An 18,749-nucleotide genomic window follows, 5' to 3' on the forward strand; every position below is an offset into this window, starting at 1 on the left:
AATGCCGCACATTTTGATCGTCGAAGACGAAACCATTATCCGCTCTGCCTTGCGTCGCCTGCTTGAACGAAATCAGTACCAGGTCAGCGAAGCCGGCTCGGTGCAGGAAGCCCAGGAGCGATTCAGCATTCCCACGTTCGACCTGATTGTCAGTGACCTGCGCCTGCCTGGCGCACCTGGCACCGAGTTGATCAAGCTCGGCCAAGGCACCCCGGTGCTGATCATGACCAGCTACGCCAGCCTGCGTTCGGCGGTGGACTCCATGAAGATGGGCGCGGTGGACTACATCGCCAAGCCGTTCGACCATGACGAAATGCTTCAGGCGGTGGCGCGTATCTTGCGCGACCGTCAGTCGGTCAGCAGCGCGCCTGCCGAACAGCGTCCCGCCGGCAAAGCTGCCGACAAGCCAGGGGTTGATAACAGCAATGGCGAAATCGGCATCATCGGTTCGTGCCCGCCCATGCAGGATCTGTACAGCAAGATCCGCAAAGTCGCGCCGACTGACTCCAATGTATTGATCCAAGGCGAATCAGGCACCGGTAAAGAACTGGTGGCCCGCGCCCTGCACAATCTGTCCAAGCGTGCCAAGGCGCCGATGATTTCGGTGAACTGCGCGGCGATCCCCGAATCCCTGATCGAGTCCGAACTGTTCGGTCACGAGAAAGGCGCGTTCACCGGCGCCAGCGCCGGGCGTGCGGGCCTGGTGGAAGCGGCGGACGGTGGCACCTTGTTCCTCGATGAAATCGGCGAACTGCCATTGGAAGCCCAGGCGCGTTTGCTGCGCGTGCTACAGGAAGGTGAGATTCGCCGTGTTGGTTCGGTGCAATCGCAAAAGGTCGACGTGCGCCTGATTGCGGCCACCCACCGTGACCTGAAAAGCCTGGCCAAGATCGGCCAGTTCCGTGAAGACCTGTATTACCGCCTGCACGTGATCGCCCTCAAGCTGCCGGCCCTGCGTGAACGCGGCGCCGACGTCAACGAGATCGCCAGCGCGTTCCTGCTGCGCCAGAGCGCACGCATCAACCGTACCGACCTGAAGTTTGCGCCGGATGCCGAGCAGGCGATTCGGCATTACTCGTGGCCGGGTAACGTGCGGGAACTGGAAAATGCGGTCGAGCGCGCGGTTATTCTGTCGGAAAGCCCGGAAATTTCCGCTGAGCTGCTGGGCATCGATATCGAGCTGAGCGACTTGGAAGACGACGATTTCATCGGCCTGGCCCCGCAACAGGGCGGCGGTAGCAATACCAGCCATGAGCCGACGGAAGATTTGTCACTGGAAGATTACTTCCAGCATTTTGTCCTCGAGCATCAGGACCATATGACCGAGACCGAGCTGGCACGCAAACTGGGCGTGAGCCGCAAGTGCCTGTGGGAACGCCGCCAGCGCCTGGGCATTCCACGGCGCAAGACCGGTGTGGCCAGCGAGAGTTGAGGGTGCGCCCCCACAGGTAACACCCTCAGATGTGAAAAAACTGTTACCGCGGATATTTCCCGTAACAAAAGCCGGGGCTTACGGTAACGAAGCCCCGGCTTTTTTTGGTCCGTCAAAAGCCCGAAACCACCTCAACCCCCCGGTTTTGCTAGGCGGCGCAAAAGTTGGCACGCACCCTGCTATATGCTTAGTACAAAAACAATAACAAGCTTAGTACAAGACAATAAAAATAAGACGAATCGACTCACGCATAACAAAAACAACACGGCGGAGGCGCAGCTAACTGATTCTTTTGGAGAGGCGTTGCATTTGGGGCTTGCCCCGCAACCAGGCCGAGAACAACAAAAACTGCCCTAAGGCAGAGCCTGAACTGGTTGGATCGTAGATCAGCAACACAGCGACCAAAGCAATCCGTTTGCTCTTGACTCCCGATTGGGAGTGTCATGAAGGTGAAGCTTCATGGCGAGGGCGATCAACAAAAACAAGAAGCCCGCAACCAATAATAAAAATAGAGCACGCAACTACTTCTGGGGGAGCTTCGGCTCCCCTTGTAGTTTCTGCGAATTGGCCTTCCAGCAACCTCTTGAAGCTTTTGGCTTGGGGCTTGCAGCTTGTTCCTACACCATCCCCTGACTAAATGCTAGAATCCCGGCCCATCATGCGGTCATTCTTCGTTATGGCCGAACATTCCTTCAAACAGTGCATCCCATGCTGAAGAAGTTGTTCCAGTCATTCCGTTCTCCCTTGCGTCGTACGCAACACATTCGCAGCACGCCTGAAGTGCTTAACAGCAATCAGCATTCATTGCAGCGCGCTCAATTCAGCCGTTATGCAGTGAACATCGTCGAACGTTTGCAGAACGCCGGCTACCAGGCTTATCTGGTGGGTGGCTGCGTACGTGACATGCTGCTCAATATCACGCCGAAAGACTTCGACGTCGCCACCAGCGCCACGCCTGAGCAAGTGCGTGCCGAATTCCGCAACGCGCGGATCATCGGCCGGCGCTTCAAGCTGGTGCATATCCACTTCGGTCGCGAAATCATCGAAGTGGCGACGTTCCGTGCAGGCCACCCGCAAAACGATGAAGAGGAAGACACCAATCAATCTTCCCGCAACGAAAGCGGGCGCATCTTGCGCGACAACGTCTATGGCACCCTGGAAGAAGACGCGCAGCGCCGCGACTTCACCATCAACGCCTTGTATTACGACCCGGTCAGCGAGCGCATCCTCGATTACGCCAATGGCGTACACGATATTCGCAATAACCTGATCCGCCTGATCGGCGACCCGGTGCAACGCTACCAGGAAGACCCGGTGCGCATGCTGCGGGCCGTGCGTTTCGCCGCCAAGCTGAACTTCGGCATCGAGAAACACACCGCCGCGCCGATTCGCGAACTGGCACCGATGCTGCGGGAGATTCCCTCGGCACGCCTGTTCGAGGAAGTGCTCAAGCTGTTCCTCTCGGGCTACGCCGCCGACACCTTTGAAATGCTGGTGGACCTGCAGTTGTTCGACCCATTGTTCCCGGCCAGCGCCGAGGCTTTGGAACACAACCCGACGTACACCCACACGTTGATCAGCGAAGCGCTGATCAACACCGACCTGCGTATCAAACAGAACAAGCCGGTCACACCGGCGTTCCTGTTTGCCGCCTTGCTGTGGCCAGCCCTGCCAAAACGCGTACTGCGCCTGCAGGACCGTGGCATGCCGCCGATTCCAGCCATGCAGGAAGCCGCGCATGAGTTGATCGTCGAGCAGTGCCAACGCATCGCCATCCCCAAACGCTTCACCCTGCCGATCCGCGAGATCTGGGACATGCAGGAGCGCCTGCCACGTCGCAGCGGCAAACGCGCCGATCTGTTGCTGGATAACCCGCGCTTCCGCGCCGGCTACGACTTCCTGCTGCTGCGCGAAAGCGCCGGCGAGCAGACCGACGGCCTGGGCGAATGGTGGACCGACTACCAGGACGCCAATGACAGCGAGCGCCGCGACATGATTCGTGACCTCGGCAGCAAAGGCGATGGCGAAGGCGCTGGCCCTAAGAAGCGTCGCCGCAGCAGTACCAAACGCAAGCGCAGTTCGGCTGACGCCTCGGGCGCTGCGGGCGAATAAACGTGGAACGTATCTACATCGGCATGGGCAGCAATCTGGCTGCCCCGGATCAGCAATTGCGCAGCGCTATCGAAGCGCTGGCACAATTGCCAGGCACCACCGTTGCTGGCGTCTCCGCCTTTTATCAAAGTGACTCCCTGCTCACAGGCCAACCGCGCTACACCAATGCCGTTGCTGCCTTGGACAGCAGCCTTGCGCCCCTCGAACTGCTGGATGCGCTGCAAGCCATCGAGAACGATCAAGGCCGCGAACGCCGTGAGCGTTGGGGCCCGCGCACGCTCGACCTGGACATCCTGCTGTTTGGCGATCGCCTGATCGACGAGCCGCGCCTCAAGGTGCCGCACTATCAAATGCACCTGCGGGCGTTTGTGCTGTATCCACTGGCCGAACTCGCGCCCGCCGAATTGCAGTTACCCAACGGCCAGACGCTCAGCGACTTGCTGGCAGCCTGCCCGTTTGTCGGCCTGGAACGCCTGCCCCAAGACTGACGCGGTCAATGTGGGAGCTGGCTTGCCTGCGATAGCATCACCTCGGTTTCACTGAAAGAACGAGGCGTCTGCATCGCAGGCAAGCCAGCTCCCACATTTTGATCTCATGTAGCTTGAAAACGTCTCTCCACTTGCTGAATCGCGTCAGTAACAGCGGTAACACAGCCATCGTAACAATGCGGTAACACATCCAATTGACTTCCCGTGCCCTCCTCACGACTATAGGCGTCCCGCTGCCGCCAACCCGGCGCTAAAGGGCGCAATCCAGGCCTTATAAGCACTGCTCTCAAGACAGTGCGCCTGAATAAACGAAGACTCACGCGCGTTACTCGCTGTTTCCAAGCGCCTGAACGAGGACCCTTTTCATGCCAGACATTACCCTGACCACCTTGCAGAGCCTCAAGCTCAAGGGTGAAAAAATCACCATGCTGACCTGCTATGACGCCACATTCGCCCACGCCAGCTGCCAGGCCGGGGTTGAAGTGTTGCTGGTGGGCGACTCCCTGGGCATGGTTCTTCAAGGGAATGACAGCACCCTGCCCGTCACCACCGATGAATTGGCGTACCACACGGCCAGCGTCAAGCGCGGCAACGACGGCGCGTTTATCATCGCCGACCTGCCGTTCATGGGTTACGCGACGCTCGAACAGACTTTCCAGAATGCCGGCAAGTTGATGCAAGCCGGTGCGCACATGATCAAAGTTGAAGGTGCGGTGTGGCTTGCCGAATCGATCCGCCTACTGGCAGAGCGTGGTGTGCCGGTGTGCGCACACATGGGCCTGACCCCACAGTCGGTGAACCTCCTCGGCGGTTACAAGGTACAGGGCCGCAATGAGGCGCAGGCACGGCAGATGCGTGCCGATGCAATCGCCCTGGAACAAGCAGGCGCGGCAATGATCCTGCTCGAGTGCGTGCCGAGCGAACTGGCCGCCGAAATCACCCAGGCCGTCAAAGTGCCAGTCATCGGTATCGGCGCGGGCTCCGCAACCGATGGCCAGGTGCTGGTGTTACACGACATGCTCGGCCTGTCGATCACCGGCCGCGTGCCGAAATTCGTTAAGAATTTCATGATTGGCCAGGCCAGTATCCACGACGCGTTGAGCGCCTATGTTGCTGAAGTCAAAGGCGTGACGTTCCCTGGCGCCGAACACGGATTCTCTGCATGAACACCGTAAAAACCGTACGCGAATTGCGTGCTGCCGTGACTCACGCACGCAGCGCCGGCAAGCGCATAGGCTTCGTGCCGACCATGGGCAACTTGCACAGCGGTCACGCCACCCTGGTGACCAAGGCAGCCCAGCAGGCGGACTTCGTGGTCGCCAGCATCTTCGTCAACCCGCTGCAATTCGGCGCCGGTGAAGACCTGGACAAATACCCGCGCACCTTGGCTGCCGACCAGGAAAAGCTGCTGCAAGCTGGCTGCAATCTATTGTTCGCACCTACCGTCGAAGAAATGTACCCCGGCGGCATGACCGGCCAGACCCGCGTCAGCGTGCCGCAACTGTCCGAAGGCCTTTGCGGCGCCAGCCGCCCGGGGCATTTCGAAGGTGTGGCGACGGTGGTCAGCAAACTGTTCAACATGGTCCAGCCGGACATGGCCGTATTTGGCCAGAAGGATTACCAGCAACTGGCCGTAATCCGCGCCATGGTCCATGACCTGAACATGCCGATCCAGATCATCGGCGAACCCACCGTGCGCGCCGACGACGGCCTTGCGCTGTCGTCACGCAATGGCTACCTCACCGACGAGCAACGCGCTATTGCGCCGGTGCTGTATCGCTGCCTCAGCCAGATCGCTGCTGCGATCAAAGCCGGTGACCACGACTTCGCGACGTTGCGCGCCGAACAGGTCCAGCACATCGAAACCGCCGGGTTGCGCCTGGACTACCTCGAAGTACGCCAAGGTGTGCATCTGCGCCCGGCCACTGCCGAGGATCGGGATATCGTCATTCTGGTGGCCGCCTACCTGGGCGCCACTCGCCTCATCGACAACCTGCATCTGACCCTCGACTGACCCCTTGCAGTTGCCCTTCTCCCTGCGTCAATAAAAAGTGCCGGTGCAAAAAAGTACCGGCATAAGCGCAGACAAAGCCAAGACATATCGACACGCTAGGTTTAATGTAATCGACCTGCGCTATGGTTAGCGCTGTCCCGAACCCATTCCTTGATGAAAGACTGGACGTTCCGGGCTCAGCAGTGTCCTAAAGGCAGTCCCCGTAATAAAAGGAAACCCGCAGCGATGGCGTACTACCGCACTCCTCATGACGTTACCGCTCTGCCCGCCTGGCAAGCGCTCAATCAACACCGCCAAGCCATGCAGGATTTCAGCATGCGCGAAGCGTTCAATGCCGATCCTCAGCGTTTTTCCCAGTTCACCTTGAGCAGCTGCGGACTTTTCCTCGATTACTCGAAAAACCTGATCACCAGCGAAACCCGCGACCTGCTGGTGTCCCTGGCGAAGGAAGTGAATCTCAAAGGCGCGATCGATGCCCTGTACGCGGGCGAGCCAGTCAATTCCTCCGAAGGCCGCCCTGCCCTGCACACCGCCCTGCGCCGCCCAGTGGGTGACAAGCTGTCGGTCAACGGCGTGAACATCATGCCGGACGTGCACAAGGTGCTGAACCAGATCACTGACCTGGTCGGCCGCATCCACGACGGTTTGTGGCGTGGCTACACCGAGAAGCCGATCACCGACGTCGTGAACATCGGTATCGGTGGCTCGTTCCTCGGCCCGGAGCTGGTTTCCGAGGCGCTGTTGTCCTACGCCCATAAAGGCGTGCGCTGCCACTACCTGGCAAACATCGACGGCAGCGAGTTCCACGAGCTGACCATGAAGCTGCGCGCCGAGACCACGCTGTTTATCGTTTCGTCGAAATCCTTCAACACCCTGGAAACCCTGAAAAACGCCCAGGCCGCCCGCGCCTGGTACCTGGCCCAGGGTGGCTCGGAAGCCGAGCTGTATCGCCACTTCATCGCCGTGTCGAGCAACAATGCGGCCGCCGTGGCTTTCGGTATTCGCGAAGAAAACATCTTCCCGATGTGGGACTGGGTCGGCGGCCGTTATTCGCTGTGGTCGGCCATCGGTTTGCCCATTGCCCTGGCCATCGGCATGTCCAACTTCAAGGAACTGCTGTCCGGTGCCTACACCATGGACCAGCATTTCCAGAACGCGCCATTCGAAGCCAACATGCCGGTGCTGCTGGGCTTACTGGGCGTGTGGTATGGCAACTTCTGGGGTGCGCAAAGCCATGCGATCCTGCCATACGACCACTACCTGCGTAACATCACCAAACACTTGCAGCAGTTGGACATGGAATCCAACGGCAAAAGCGTGCGGCAGGATGGCACGCCAGTGTCTACCGATACCGGCCCGGTGATCTGGGGCGGCGTGGGCTGCAACGGTCAGCATGCTTACCACCAGTTGCTGCACCAAGGGACCCAACTGATCCCGGCCGACTTCATCGTGCCGATCGTCAGCTTCAACCCGGTGTCCGACCACCATCAGTGGCTGTATGCCAACTGCTTGTCCCAGAGCCAGGCGCTGATGCTCGGCAAGACCCGCAGCGAAGCCGAAGCCGAGTTGCGCGACAAGGGCATCTCGGAAGAAGACGTGCAGAAGCTTGCCCCGCACAAGGTGATCCCGGGCAACCGTCCGAGCAACACCCTTGTGGTCGAGCGCATCAGCCCGCGTCGCTTGGGCGCGCTGGTTGCCATGTATGAGCACAAAGTGTTCGTGCAGAGCGTGATCTGGGGTATCAACGCCTTCGACCAATGGGGTGTGGAACTTGGCAAAGAGCTGGGCAAGGGCGTCTACAACCGCCTGACCGGTGCCGAGGAAACCCTGGCTGACGATGCGTCGACTCAGGGCCTGATCAACTACTTCCGTGGTCGTCACCGCGGCTGATTCAGGTATTGCAGGGCCAACGTCCGTTTGGAGGTTGGCCTTGAACCCTCCTCCTGCAGGGTGCATCTTTATGACTTGTGGCTAAAACAAGAATAAGGATCGCTCATGTTCGATATCAGCACGTTCCCCACCGCCGATGCCGTCCGCCGGGCTGCGCAACTCAGTCAAGAGGACTATCAGCGCCTCTATCGCCAATCCATCGATCAACCGGACACGTTCTGGGCTGAACAGGCCAACGGCTTTCTCGACTGGATAACCCCTTGGCACACCGTTCAACGCTCAGACATCAAGACCGGTGCTGCGCAATGGTTTGCCGGCGGCCAGTTGAACGTCAGCTACAACTGCATCGACCGCCACCTGGCGCAACGCGCCGATCAGCCGGCCTTCATCTGGGAAGGCGATGATCCGACAAAATCTTCCAAAATCACGTACCGCCAACTGCACCAGAACGTCAGCCGCCTGGCCAATGTGCTGAAAAGCCGCGGCGTGAAGAAAGGCGACCGGGTGTGCATCTACATGCCGATGATCCCGGAAGCAGCCTACGCCATGCTCGCCTGCACGCGGATTGGCGCGGTGCATTCCGTGGTGTTTGGTGGCTTCTCGCCGGACGCCCTGCGCGACCGTATTCTCGACGCAGACTGCCGCACCGTGATCACCGCTGACGAAGGCGTGCGCGGCGGTAAGCCAGTGGCGCTGAAACAGAATGTCGACAAAGCCCTGGCCAACTGCCCGAACGTCAGTACGGTGCTGGTGGTGGAACGCACGGGTGCGACCGTTAACTGGACCGAAGGCCGCGACCTCAAGTATCAACAGGCTCTGGATGCCGCAAGCGGCGACTGCCCGCCCGAGCCGATGGACGCCGAAGACCCGCTGTTCATCCTTTACACCTCCGGCAGCACCGGTAAACCCAAGGGCGTCCTGCACACCACGGGCGGTTACCTGCTGCAAGCGGCGATGACCTTCAAATACGTGCTCGACTACCGCGATGGAGAAGTGTTCTGGTGCACCGCCGATGTGGGCTGGGTCACCGGCCACAGTTACATCGTGTATGGCCCGCTGGCCAATGGCGCGACCTCGCTGATGTTCGAAGGCGTGCCAAGCTACCCGGACAGCTCGCGCTTCTGGCAGGTCATCGACAAACACAAGGTCAACATCTTCTACACCGCGCCCACTGCCGTGCGCGCGTTGATGCGCGAAGGCCACGGCCCGCTGGAAAACACGTCGCGCGCCAGCCTGCGCTTACTGGGCAGCGTCGGCGAACCGATCAACCCGGAAGCCTGGGATTGGTACTTCAACGCGGTGGGCGAACAGCGCTGCCCGATTGTGGATACCTGGTGGCAGACCGAGACCGGCGGCATCATGCTCAGCCCCTTGGTCAGCGCCCAGCGGATCAAACCCGGCTGTGCGACCCAGCCGATGTTCGGTGTACAACCCGTATTGCTTGACGAGCACGGCAAGGAATTCAGCGGCGCCGGCAGCGGTGTGCTGGCGATCAAAGCCAGCTGGCCCGGGCAGATCCGCAGTGTGTACGGCGATCCGCAGCGCATGATCGACACCTATTTCAACCCCTACCCCGGTTATTACTTCACCGGCGACGGCGCGCGGCGCGATGAAGACGGCGATTACTGGATCACCGGGCGTATCGATGACGTGATCAACGTGTCTGGCCACCGCATCGGCACCGCCGAGGTGGAGAGCGCGCTGGTCCTGCATGACCTGGTGGCCGAAGCCGCCGTGGTGGGTTACCCCCACGACGTCAAAGGCCAGGGCATTTATGCGTTTGTCACGCCCATGAACGGCGTGGAACCCGACGATGCGCTGAAAAAGCACCTGCTGGATTTGGTCAGCAAGGAAATCGGCAGCTTTGCCAAGCCCGAACTGATCCAATGGGCACCGGCCTTGCCGAAAACCCGTTCCGGCAAGATCATGCGCAGGATTTTGCGCAAGATCGCCTGCAACGAACTCGACAGCCTCGGTGATACCTCGACCCTGGCCGACCCGAGCGTCGTAGACGGTTTGATCGACAAACGCCTGAACCGATAGGAAGCCCCGAGTCGCCATGGAATTTATCCGCAGCCGTATCGAAAACCAGCTGATGAGCCTGACCGGCTTGTCACTGGGCCAGTTGGACCTGGAAAACCCCAAGGGCGACCCCGGTCTGTTCGGGCCCGACTCGGTGAGTTGGCACGTACATGGCGATTTCAGCAGCATGCTTATCGGCGGCATCAGTGCCTTGATGCTGCAAGCTTTGCACCCACTGGCCCTGGCGGGCGTGTGGGACCATTCTAATTTTCGCCAGGACATGCTCGGGCGGTTGCGGCGTACCTCGCAGTTCATCTCGGGCACCACCTTTGGCTCGCGAAAAGATGCCGAATGGCTGATCGAGAAAGTCCGCACCATTCACCTGCAGGTGGTCGGCCATGCGCCGGACGGGCGACCTTATGCGGCCAGCGACCCGGAGCTGCTGACTTGGGTGCATGTCGCGGAGGTCAGTAACTTCTTGGCCGCCCACCTTCGCTACCGCAACCCGCACCTTTCAGGTCGAGACCAGGACCGTTACTACAGTGAAATTGCCTTGGTGGCCGAGCGTCTGGGCGCGCAGGATGTTCCGCATTCCCGGCAGGAAGTGTCGGATTATCTGGCACGCATCCGTCCGCAGTTGCTGTGCGATGACCGCAGCCGGGAAGTGTTGCGCCTGCTGCTGAATGCGCCCTCCCCCAGTACGCTTGCCAAGCCCTTTGGCGCCTTGATGATGCGGGCCGGGATCGACCTGCTGCCAGACTGGGCCAGCGCCATGCTCGGTCAGCACCAGAGTCCGCTGCAACGCCAAATGATCCGTGCCGGGGTCAAACGCAGTGCGCCGATGCTGCGTTGGGCGATGCGCAATGGTTCGGTGCAACGGGCCCATCGGCGGATGGGGTTGATGTAGGCGACGGCGCATAACTGTTAAACTTCGCGCCCTCATTTCCCCAGCAAGGCGCGCTCCATGTCTTCCTTGAATCAGGCGCTGCGCGCCGCCCTCGATCATCGCCAAGACCTGATCAGCGAACTGCACGCCCAAGACACCGACTGCTACCGGCTGTTCCACGGCAGCCAGGAAGGCGCCGGCGGCCTGACCATCGACCGCTACGGCCCTCAGCTGCTGGTGCAGAGCTTTCACCAATCCCTGGAAACGGCAGACCTGCTGGACCTGCATCAACAGATCAACCAGTACTTGGGCCTGGAATTGCTACTGGTCTACAACGACCGCTCCCGTGGCAATTCGCGCATTGACCGCGAAGACACGGTGTATCGTGCCGAACCTGCTGCACTGGAAGACCTGGTGGGTCACGAGTGGGGGCTCAATTACCGCGTACGCGGGCGGCATGCCGGGCAGGATCCGCTGCTGTTCCTCGACCTGCGCAACACCCGGGGCTGGGTCAAGGAACACAGTGCCGGTAAAAGCGTGCTGAACCTGTTCGCCTACACCTGCGGCGTCGGCCTGAGCGCGGCCGCCGGTGGTGCCCGCGAGGTGTGTAACCTGGACTTCGCCGAGGGCAACCTCGCAGTCGGGCGCGAAAATGGCCTGCTGAACCCACAATTGCCGACCATGCAATTCGTGCAATCCGACTACTTCCCGGCGATCCGCCAACTGGCGGGCCTGCCGATCACCCAGCGTCGCGGGCAGAAACTGCCGAGCTATCCGCGCCTGGAGCAACGTCAATACGACTTGGTATTGCTGGACCCTCCCGCCTGGGCCAAGAGCGCGTTCGGCACCGTCGACCTGCTGCGCGACTATCAAAGCCTGCTCAAACCCGCGTTGCTTGCCACCGCTGACAACGGCGTGCTGATCTGCTGCAACAACCTGGCAAAGGTCAGCATGGAGGATTGGCGCGAACAGGTGCTGCGTTGTGCGGAAAAGGCCGGGCGCCCGGTGCGTGACTGGACAATCATGACGCCCGGTGCGGACTTTCCCTCACAGGATCAACAGCCACCGCTGAAAACCCTGATACTCCAACTGTAAGACGTTTCCCAAAGGCCCTGCGCTTCGGAACCGAAAACCCGTGCCATACTCCAAGGCACTCTTGTTTGATATAGATGGCGCCGCCCCATGCCCAAAGGATTGATTCGCGCCGCTGGCGCTTTGTTGACCGCCCTTGCCCTTTACAGCTTGCTGGGCTTTTTGATTCTCCCCGGTATCGCGCTTCGCATTGCCAACCAGCAACTGGCCAATTACGCCACGGTGCCAGCACGGCTCGAGCGAATAGAGCTCAACCCGTTCAGCCTGGAAGTGACGGCATGGGGGCTCAAAATAGGCGAGCCTGGCAAAGAACAAGTGGGTTTCGAACGCCTCTACGCCAACCTGCAAATCGACAGTCTATGGACCCGAGCCCTGCATCTGGCTGATGTGCAATTGGACAAGCCCAAGACCGAGTTGCTGTTCGACAAGTCCGGCAAGTTGAATCTGGCGCAGTTGTTCAAGCTGCCCGCCAGCGAGCCCGCCCCGGCCGATCCGGATGCCAAGCCTTTCCCGCTGCGTGTCGACGGCATCAAATTGTCGGGCGGCTATGTGCACTTTCAAGACTTGCGCCCCAGCGAACCTATCGAATTTCTATACGACTCACTCGACTTCGAGCTAAAAAACCTCAGCACCCTGCCGGAAGACAATGCCGACATGACGCTGGTCGCGGCGGGGCCTGACGGTGGGAGAATCGATTGGAAAGGTAATTTCAGCCTGGTGCCGATTACCTCCGAAGGTACGCTGAAGGTCACCGATGGCAAGATGAAAGCCTGGTGGCCCTATGTACGTGATGCGTTGCCCCTGGTGCTGGAAGACGGTGTGCTCAACTTCAGCACCGAATACACGTTCAGCCTGGCCAAAGAGACTGAACTGAACCTGACCAACACCGCGGCCAGCATCGCGCCATTTGCCATCAAGGCACCGGACGGCCGCCCGTTGGTGCGCCTGGAGCGCTTGGACGTCAGCGAGACCACGGTGGACCTGGCCAAGCAGCAGGTAATCGTCGGTAAGATCCGCAGCAACAAGCTGGAAACCTGGGCGGCCCTTGAGGCCGATGGGCAACTGGACTGGCAGAAACTGTTCGCCAGCCAACCCAGTAAACCCGCCAAGGCGCCGGAGCCTGCCAGCGCTCCGGCCACTGCCGACTCGCCAAAAGCCGAACCTGCGGCGCCGAGCAAACCGTGGCAGGTGCTGCTCAAGGATGTGCAACTACGCAACTATCAAGTGCACCTGGCCGACCGTCAGGCCAAACCGGCGGTAGCGCTGGAACTGGGGCCGTTGAACGTCGATGTGCAGAACTTCGATAGCCTCAACCAGAACCCGTTCACCTTGAAGCTCGACACGGGGCTGGGCAAGCAAGGCAAAATCCAGGCGACCGGCGAGGTCAACCTCAACCCAGTCAGCGCCAAGCTGAAGGTCAATACCCAGGACATCGACCTGCGGGTCGCCCAGTCTTACATCAGTCCGTTCATCCGCCTGGAACTGCGTAGCGGCATGCTCGGCAGCAATCTCGATGTGAACCTGAAAGGCACCGCCCCTCTGAAGTTGCAGGTCACCGGTCGGGCGCAGGTCGACCAACTGCACACCCTCGACACACTCAAAACGCGCGATTTCCTCAAATGGCAGCGTCTGGTACTCGAAGGCGTGAACTATCAGCACGGCGACAGCCTGTCGATCGACAAGGTCAACCTGCTGCAACCGTATGCGCGCTTCATGATCAATGATGACCGCACCACCAACATCGACGACCTGCTGATTCCACAGCCGGCCGACAGTGGTGCCAAGTCGGCAGCCAAACCGGCCAGCAAAGATAAGCCCCTTGGCATTCGTATCGGCCAGATTGCGATCAACGACGGCTCCGCCAACTTTGCCGACTTCAGCCTCACACCTAACTTCGCCACGGCGATTCAACAACTCAACGGACAAATCGGCACTATCGACAGCCGACAGGCCAAACCGGCCAGCGTCGACATCAAGGGTAAGGTGGACCGCTACGCGCCCGTTACCATCAAAGGCAGCGTGAATCCGTTTGATCCAATGGCAGCGCTGGACATCGCCACCAGCTTCAAGCGCGTCGAACTGACTAACCTGACGCCCTACTCCGGCAAGTTCGCCGGCTTCCGTATCCGCAAGGGCCGACTCAACCTTGACCTGCACTACGTGATCACCAAGGGCCAATTGAAGGCCGAAAACAAAGTGGTGGTCGAGCAATTGCAACTGGGCGAGAAGGTCGACAGCACTGATGCGGTGGACTTGCCGATTCGCCTGGCGATTGCGCTACTCAAGGACAGTGACGGCAAAATCACCATTGAGTTGCCGGTGACGGGCGATTTGAACAATCCACAATTCAGCGTAATGCCGATCGTTTGGCAAACCCTGCGCAATCTCGTGGTCCGCGCGGCGACGGCGCCCTTCAAGTTTATCGGTGGGCTGGTGACCGGTGGGGGCTCGGAAGACCTCGGTAATGTCTCGTTCGGCCCGGGTTCCAGCGAGCTGAACAAAGACGCCGAAGGCGCCTTGAACACGCTGGCCAAGGCGCTTAAAGAGCGACCTGCCCTGCGCCTGGAAATCGAAGGCACGGCCGCTGCCAGCAGCGACGGGCCGCTCCTCGCCGCGCAGCGCCTGGAACGCGAATACCAATACAACTACTACAAGATGCTGCAACGCCGCGGTGACAAGGTTCCGGCCCAGGCGTCCTTGCTGGAAGTACCGGAAAGTGAAAAAGCACCGTTGCTGGAAGGCATCTACCGCACCCGTCTGAAACAGCAGCCGCCGGCGGAGTGGAAAGACCTCAGCCGCGATGAACGTACCGCCAAGCTGAAGGACGGCGTGATCAAATTCTGGAGTGGCAGTGATGTGTTGCTGCGCCAGTTGGGCCAAGACCGCGCAAGCACTATCAAGGATTACCTGGTAGACAAAGGACAGTTGGAAGATGACCGGGTGTACTTCATCGATGCCAACCTGGGGCAGGCCGAGAAGGATGGTCGAGTGGTGACACCGATGCATCTGGATGCTGAGTAACCGGGCAGCCATACACATCTGAAAGTGAAAGCGGGCTTGCTCGCGAATACGGTGTATCAGCAGCTTATAAGTTGACTGACACTCCGTATTCGCGAGCAAGCCCGCTCCCACATTTGTTCTTCATAAGCCTACAGAATGTATTCCGAGCCAGAATAGAACAGGCCCCGACACAAGTGCCGGGGCCTGTAATGACCACATCCGTGTGGTCGGTCGCATGAACTTGTGAAGGTGCGTTGAGTGTATATCTAGCTCACTCGTCGCCGCCGGCGCCTAGTTCAGGCGAATTCTGGAGCGTTACTCTGCTTTCAGGCCATCAGCCGATACAGCTTTAACGCCTTTGATTTTCTTGGTGATCGCTACAGCTGTGTCTTTCTGCGCTTCAGTCACAGCAGTAGTCGACGACAGCGAGACCACACCTTGGTTGGTTTCGACTTTGATGTCGGTACCAGGAATGCCTTTCTCGGTGACCAGATCAGCTTTCACTTTGGTGGTGATCCAAGTATCGGAGGTTGCACCTTTAGCATCAGCAGCGGCGACCTTGGTTTTGTCGACGTTGTCAGCTTTGTATGCGCCACCTGCGTGCAGGCTGTCAGCAGAAACAGCTTTCACACCTTTGATTTTCTTGGTGATGGCGACTGCGGTCGCTTTTTGCGAGGCAGAGATCTTCACGTCGGAGGACAGGGTAACCACGCCGTTGTTGGTTTCAACTTTGATGTCCGAACCAGGAATACCTTTTTCTGTCAGCAGGTCGGCTTTCACTTTGGTGGTGATCCAAGTGTCCGAAGTAGCTTCCTTGGCCTGGGTCACTTCACCGGCCGCCAGAGTCATAGGGGCCTGGGAAGGTTGGGCGAAGGCAGCGTTAGCCATGGCCAGGGTCAGAGCGGTAGCAGTTGCGGTAGCGAGAGCGAACTTCTTCATACGAGTAACTCCTGTTTTATTAAAAGACTGCAGTGTGTGAACCTTGATGCTGCAGCGCTAACAGGGTTATTGCAGGCACTGTGCCAACTCTCCGCATCAAATTAAACCCTTATAAATCAATAGCTTAATAAAATTACTAATTTTCGGAATCGTGCAACTTGCATGAACATGAGCTTGCCTGCATGCAAGTTGCGGGTTTTAGATATAACTAAGCGACTGATTTTTAGACATTTTCTTATAGGCATAAAAAAAGGACTCCGAGGAGTCCCTTTTTCAGCGTACAGCTTTGGGGTAATTAAACGCCCGAAGCCTTGGCTGCTGCTACGTCCTTGATGGAGAGCTTGATACGGCCGCGGTTGTCCACGTCCAGTACCAGTACTTCCACTTCCTGGCCTTCTTTCAGAATGTCGGTCACTTTCTCAACGCGGGCGTCGCTCAGCATGGAGATGTGAACCAGACCGTCTTTGCCCGGCAGGATGTTAACGAATGCGCCGAAGTCGACGATGCGCTCAACCTTACCGACGTAGATCTTGCCGATCTCGGCTTCCGCAGTGATGCCCAGAACGCGCTGACGCGCCGCTTCTGCAGCTTCCTTGGTTTCGCCGAAGATCTTGATCGAGCCGTCGTCTTCGATGTCGATCGAAGCCTTGGTCTCTTCGCAGATCGCACGAATGGTCGCGCCACCTTTACCGATAACATCACGGATTTTGTCGGTGTCGATTTTCATCGCGATCATGGTCGGAGCATTTTCCGACAGTTCGGTACGGGACTGACCAATGATCTGGTTCATCTGGCCGAGGATGTTCAGGCGCGCTTCCAGGGCTTGGCCCAGAGCGATTTCCATGATCTCTTCGGTGATGCCTTTGATCTTGATGTCCATCTGCAGCGCGGTAACACCTTTGGCGGTACCGGCCACTTTGAAGTCCATGTCGCCCAGGTGGTCTTCGTCACCCAGGATGTCGGTCAGGATGGCGAACTTCTCGCCTTCTTTAACCAGGCCCATGGCGATACCGGCAACCGGTGCCTTCATCGGCACACCAGCGTCCATCAGCGCCAGGGAAGCACCGCAGACCGAAGCCATGGAGCTGGAACCGTTGGACTCAGTAATTTCCGACACAACGCGGATGGTATACGGGAACACGTCAGCAGCAGGCAGCATGGCGGCGATCGAACGACGAGCCAGACGGCCGTGACCGATTTCGCGACGACCAGCGCCACCCATGCGACCACACTCGCCCACCGAAAACGGAGGGAAGTTGTAGTGCAGCATGAACGGGTCTTTTTTCTCGCCTTCCAGGGTGTCCAGCAGCTGCGCGTCACGGGCAGTACCCAGGGTCGCAACGACCAGAGCCTGAGTTTCACCACGGGTGAACAGGGCCGAACCGTGAGTCTTAGGCAGAACGCCGACTTCGATGTTCAGCGGACGTACAGTGCGGGTGTCGCGACCGTCGATACGTGGCTTGCCGTTAACGATGTTTTCGCGAACGGTGCGGTATTCGATTTCACCGAAGGCAGCTTTGACTTCGCTGGAAGAAGGCTGGCCTTCTTCACCGGACAGCTTGGCAACAACCTGATCCTTCAACTCACCCAGGCGAGCGTAACGGTCGGCCTTGACGGTGATGGCGTATGCCTGGGAGATCGCGTCGCCGAACTCGGCACGGATAGCGCCCAACAATGCGGTAGCTTCAGGCTGTGGAGCCCAAGCCCAGGTTGGTTTGGCAGCTTCGGCAGCCAATTCTTTAACAGCGTTGATCACAACCTGGAACTCGTCGTGAGCAAACAGCACGGCGCCCAGCATCTGGTCTTCGGTCAGCTCTTTGGCTTCCGATTCAACCATCAACACGGCTTCCGAGGTACCGGCTACGACCATGTCCAGGCTCGAAGCTTTCTGTTGCTCGTAAGTCGGGTTCAGCAGGTAACCGGTGCTTTCGTGGAAGGCAACGCGGGCAGCGCCGATCGGGCCATCGAAAGGAATACCCGAAATAGCCAGGGCAGCCGAGGTACCGATCATCGCAGCGATGTCCGGATCGGTCTTCTTGCTGGTGGAAACGACGGTGCAGACAACCTGCACTTCGTTCATGAAGCCTTCTGGGAACAGCGGACGGATCGGACGGTCGATCAGTCGGGAAGTCAGGGTTTCTTTCTCGGAAGGACGGCCTTCACGCTTGAAGAAACCGCCAGGGATCTTACCGGCAGCGTAAGTCTTTTCCTGGTAGTGAACGGAAAGAGGGAAGAAGCCTTTGCTCGGGTCAGCGGTCTTGGCGCCAACAACGGTCACCAGAACGGTAACGTCGTCGTCAACGGTAACCAGCACTGCGCCGGAGGCTTGACGGGCGATACGGCCTGTCTCGAGGGTAACGGTCGACTGACCGAACTGGAATTTTTTGATAACCGGGTTCACGGTGTCCTACCTTCTTTGTGGCTCTTGGGGAACTTGTCTTCTTGCGAAATTCTTGGGCAATGTCGGGAATCGGCCCGACCCTCGTCCAGGGTAAAACGTGTATCCAGATAAAACTTGAGGCTGGGAGCCTGCCATGGGCCAGCGGGAATCCCACTGACACACGGCAGACAACCAACCTCTAGCGCAATCGCTTATTAGCGACGCAGACCCAGGCGACCGATCAGAGCCTGATAGCGACCCAGATCCTTGCCTTTCAGGTAGTCCAGCAGCTTACGGCGCTGGTTTACCATGCGGATCAGACCACGACGGGAGTGGTGGTCTTTACCGTTGGCCTTGAAGTGACCTTGCAGCTTGTTGATGTTGTGGGTCAGCAGTGCAACTTGCACTTCTGGCGAACCAGTGTCACCAACAGCTTGCTGATAGTCAGCTACGATTTGTGCTTTTTCTTGAACGTCGAGAGCCATGAGGCAATC

At 59.0% G+C, this 18,749-nt stretch carries 13 protein-coding genes; 10 read left to right on the forward strand and 3 right to left on the reverse strand.

The features are described 5' to 3' along the window. Nucleotide 1 precedes the first annotated feature (1 nt). From AB4O35_RS01455 to AB4O35_RS01500, 10 genes are all read left to right on the forward strand, one after another. Entirely contained in the window at nucleotides 2–1,432 is a 1,431-nt protein-coding gene (locus tag AB4O35_RS01455) for a sigma-54-dependent transcriptional regulator (RefSeq protein ID WP_065875683.1), read from the forward strand. 708 nt (nucleotides 1,433–2,140) lie between these two features. Beyond that, on the forward strand, nucleotides 2,141–3,544 hold the full coding sequence (locus tag AB4O35_RS01460; protein WP_065875682.1) for a polynucleotide adenylyltransferase PcnB: 1,404 nt from the start codon (nucleotides 2,141–2,143) through the stop codon (nucleotides 3,542–3,544). Between the two features lie 2 nt (nucleotides 3,545–3,546). After that, complete coding sequence (folK, locus tag AB4O35_RS01465) at nucleotides 3,547–4,032, forward strand: 2-amino-4-hydroxy-6-hydroxymethyldihydropteridine diphosphokinase (protein WP_065945460.1); 486 nt, start codon at nucleotides 3,547–3,549, stop codon at nucleotides 4,030–4,032. 365 nt (nucleotides 4,033–4,397) lie between these two features. Next, entirely contained in the window at nucleotides 4,398–5,198 is an 801-nt protein-coding gene (gene panB, locus AB4O35_RS01470; RefSeq protein WP_049711503.1) for a 3-methyl-2-oxobutanoate hydroxymethyltransferase, read from the forward strand. Continuing rightward, nucleotides 5,195–6,046, forward strand: a complete 852-nt coding sequence (panC, locus tag AB4O35_RS01475) for a pantoate--beta-alanine ligase (RefSeq protein WP_065875679.1) — start codon at nucleotides 5,195–5,197, stop codon at nucleotides 6,044–6,046. The genes panB and panC overlap by 4 nt, the downstream gene beginning before the upstream one ends. Nucleotides 6,047–6,271: 225 nt before the next feature. Continuing rightward, nucleotides 6,272–7,936, forward strand: a complete 1,665-nt coding sequence (gene pgi, locus AB4O35_RS01480; protein WP_065945462.1) for a glucose-6-phosphate isomerase — start codon at nucleotides 6,272–6,274, stop codon at nucleotides 7,934–7,936. Between the two features lie 105 nt (nucleotides 7,937–8,041). Next, entirely contained in the window at nucleotides 8,042–9,979 is a 1,938-nt protein-coding gene (acs, locus tag AB4O35_RS01485) for an acetate--CoA ligase (protein WP_065945463.1), read from the forward strand. Nucleotides 9,980–9,995: 16 nt separating this feature from the next. Next, complete coding sequence (locus AB4O35_RS01490; RefSeq protein ID WP_065875676.1) at nucleotides 9,996–10,865, forward strand: oxygenase MpaB family protein; 870 nt, start codon at nucleotides 9,996–9,998, stop codon at nucleotides 10,863–10,865. 57 nt (nucleotides 10,866–10,922) lie between these two features. Beyond that, nucleotides 10,923–11,939, forward strand: coding sequence for a class I SAM-dependent rRNA methyltransferase (locus AB4O35_RS01495; protein WP_065875675.1), 1,017 nt, complete (start codon nucleotides 10,923–10,925; stop codon nucleotides 11,937–11,939). A gap of 87 nt (nucleotides 11,940–12,026) precedes the next feature. Beyond that, nucleotides 12,027–14,957, forward strand: coding sequence for a DUF748 domain-containing protein (locus AB4O35_RS01500; RefSeq protein WP_065875674.1), 2,931 nt, complete (start codon nucleotides 12,027–12,029; stop codon nucleotides 14,955–14,957). Between the two features lie 294 nt (nucleotides 14,958–15,251). On the opposite strand, the gene AB4O35_RS01505 is transcribed toward AB4O35_RS01500, so the two are convergent. From AB4O35_RS01505 to rpsO, 3 genes are all read right to left on the reverse strand, one after another. Next, nucleotides 15,252–15,875, reverse strand: coding sequence for a BON domain-containing protein (locus AB4O35_RS01505; protein ID WP_049711496.1), 624 nt, complete (start codon nucleotides 15,873–15,875; stop codon nucleotides 15,252–15,254). 295 nt (nucleotides 15,876–16,170) lie between these two features. Next, complete coding sequence (gene pnp, locus AB4O35_RS01510; RefSeq protein ID WP_057725022.1) at nucleotides 16,171–18,276, reverse strand: polyribonucleotide nucleotidyltransferase; 2,106 nt, start codon at nucleotides 18,274–18,276, stop codon at nucleotides 16,171–16,173. Between the two features lie 194 nt (nucleotides 18,277–18,470). After that, complete coding sequence (rpsO, locus tag AB4O35_RS01515) at nucleotides 18,471–18,740, reverse strand: 30S ribosomal protein S15 (protein WP_003176135.1); 270 nt, start codon at nucleotides 18,738–18,740, stop codon at nucleotides 18,471–18,473. Nucleotides 18,741–18,749 lie beyond the last annotated feature (9 nt).

The sequence above is a fragment of the Pseudomonas sp. H1_A03 genome (assembly GCF_054685145.1).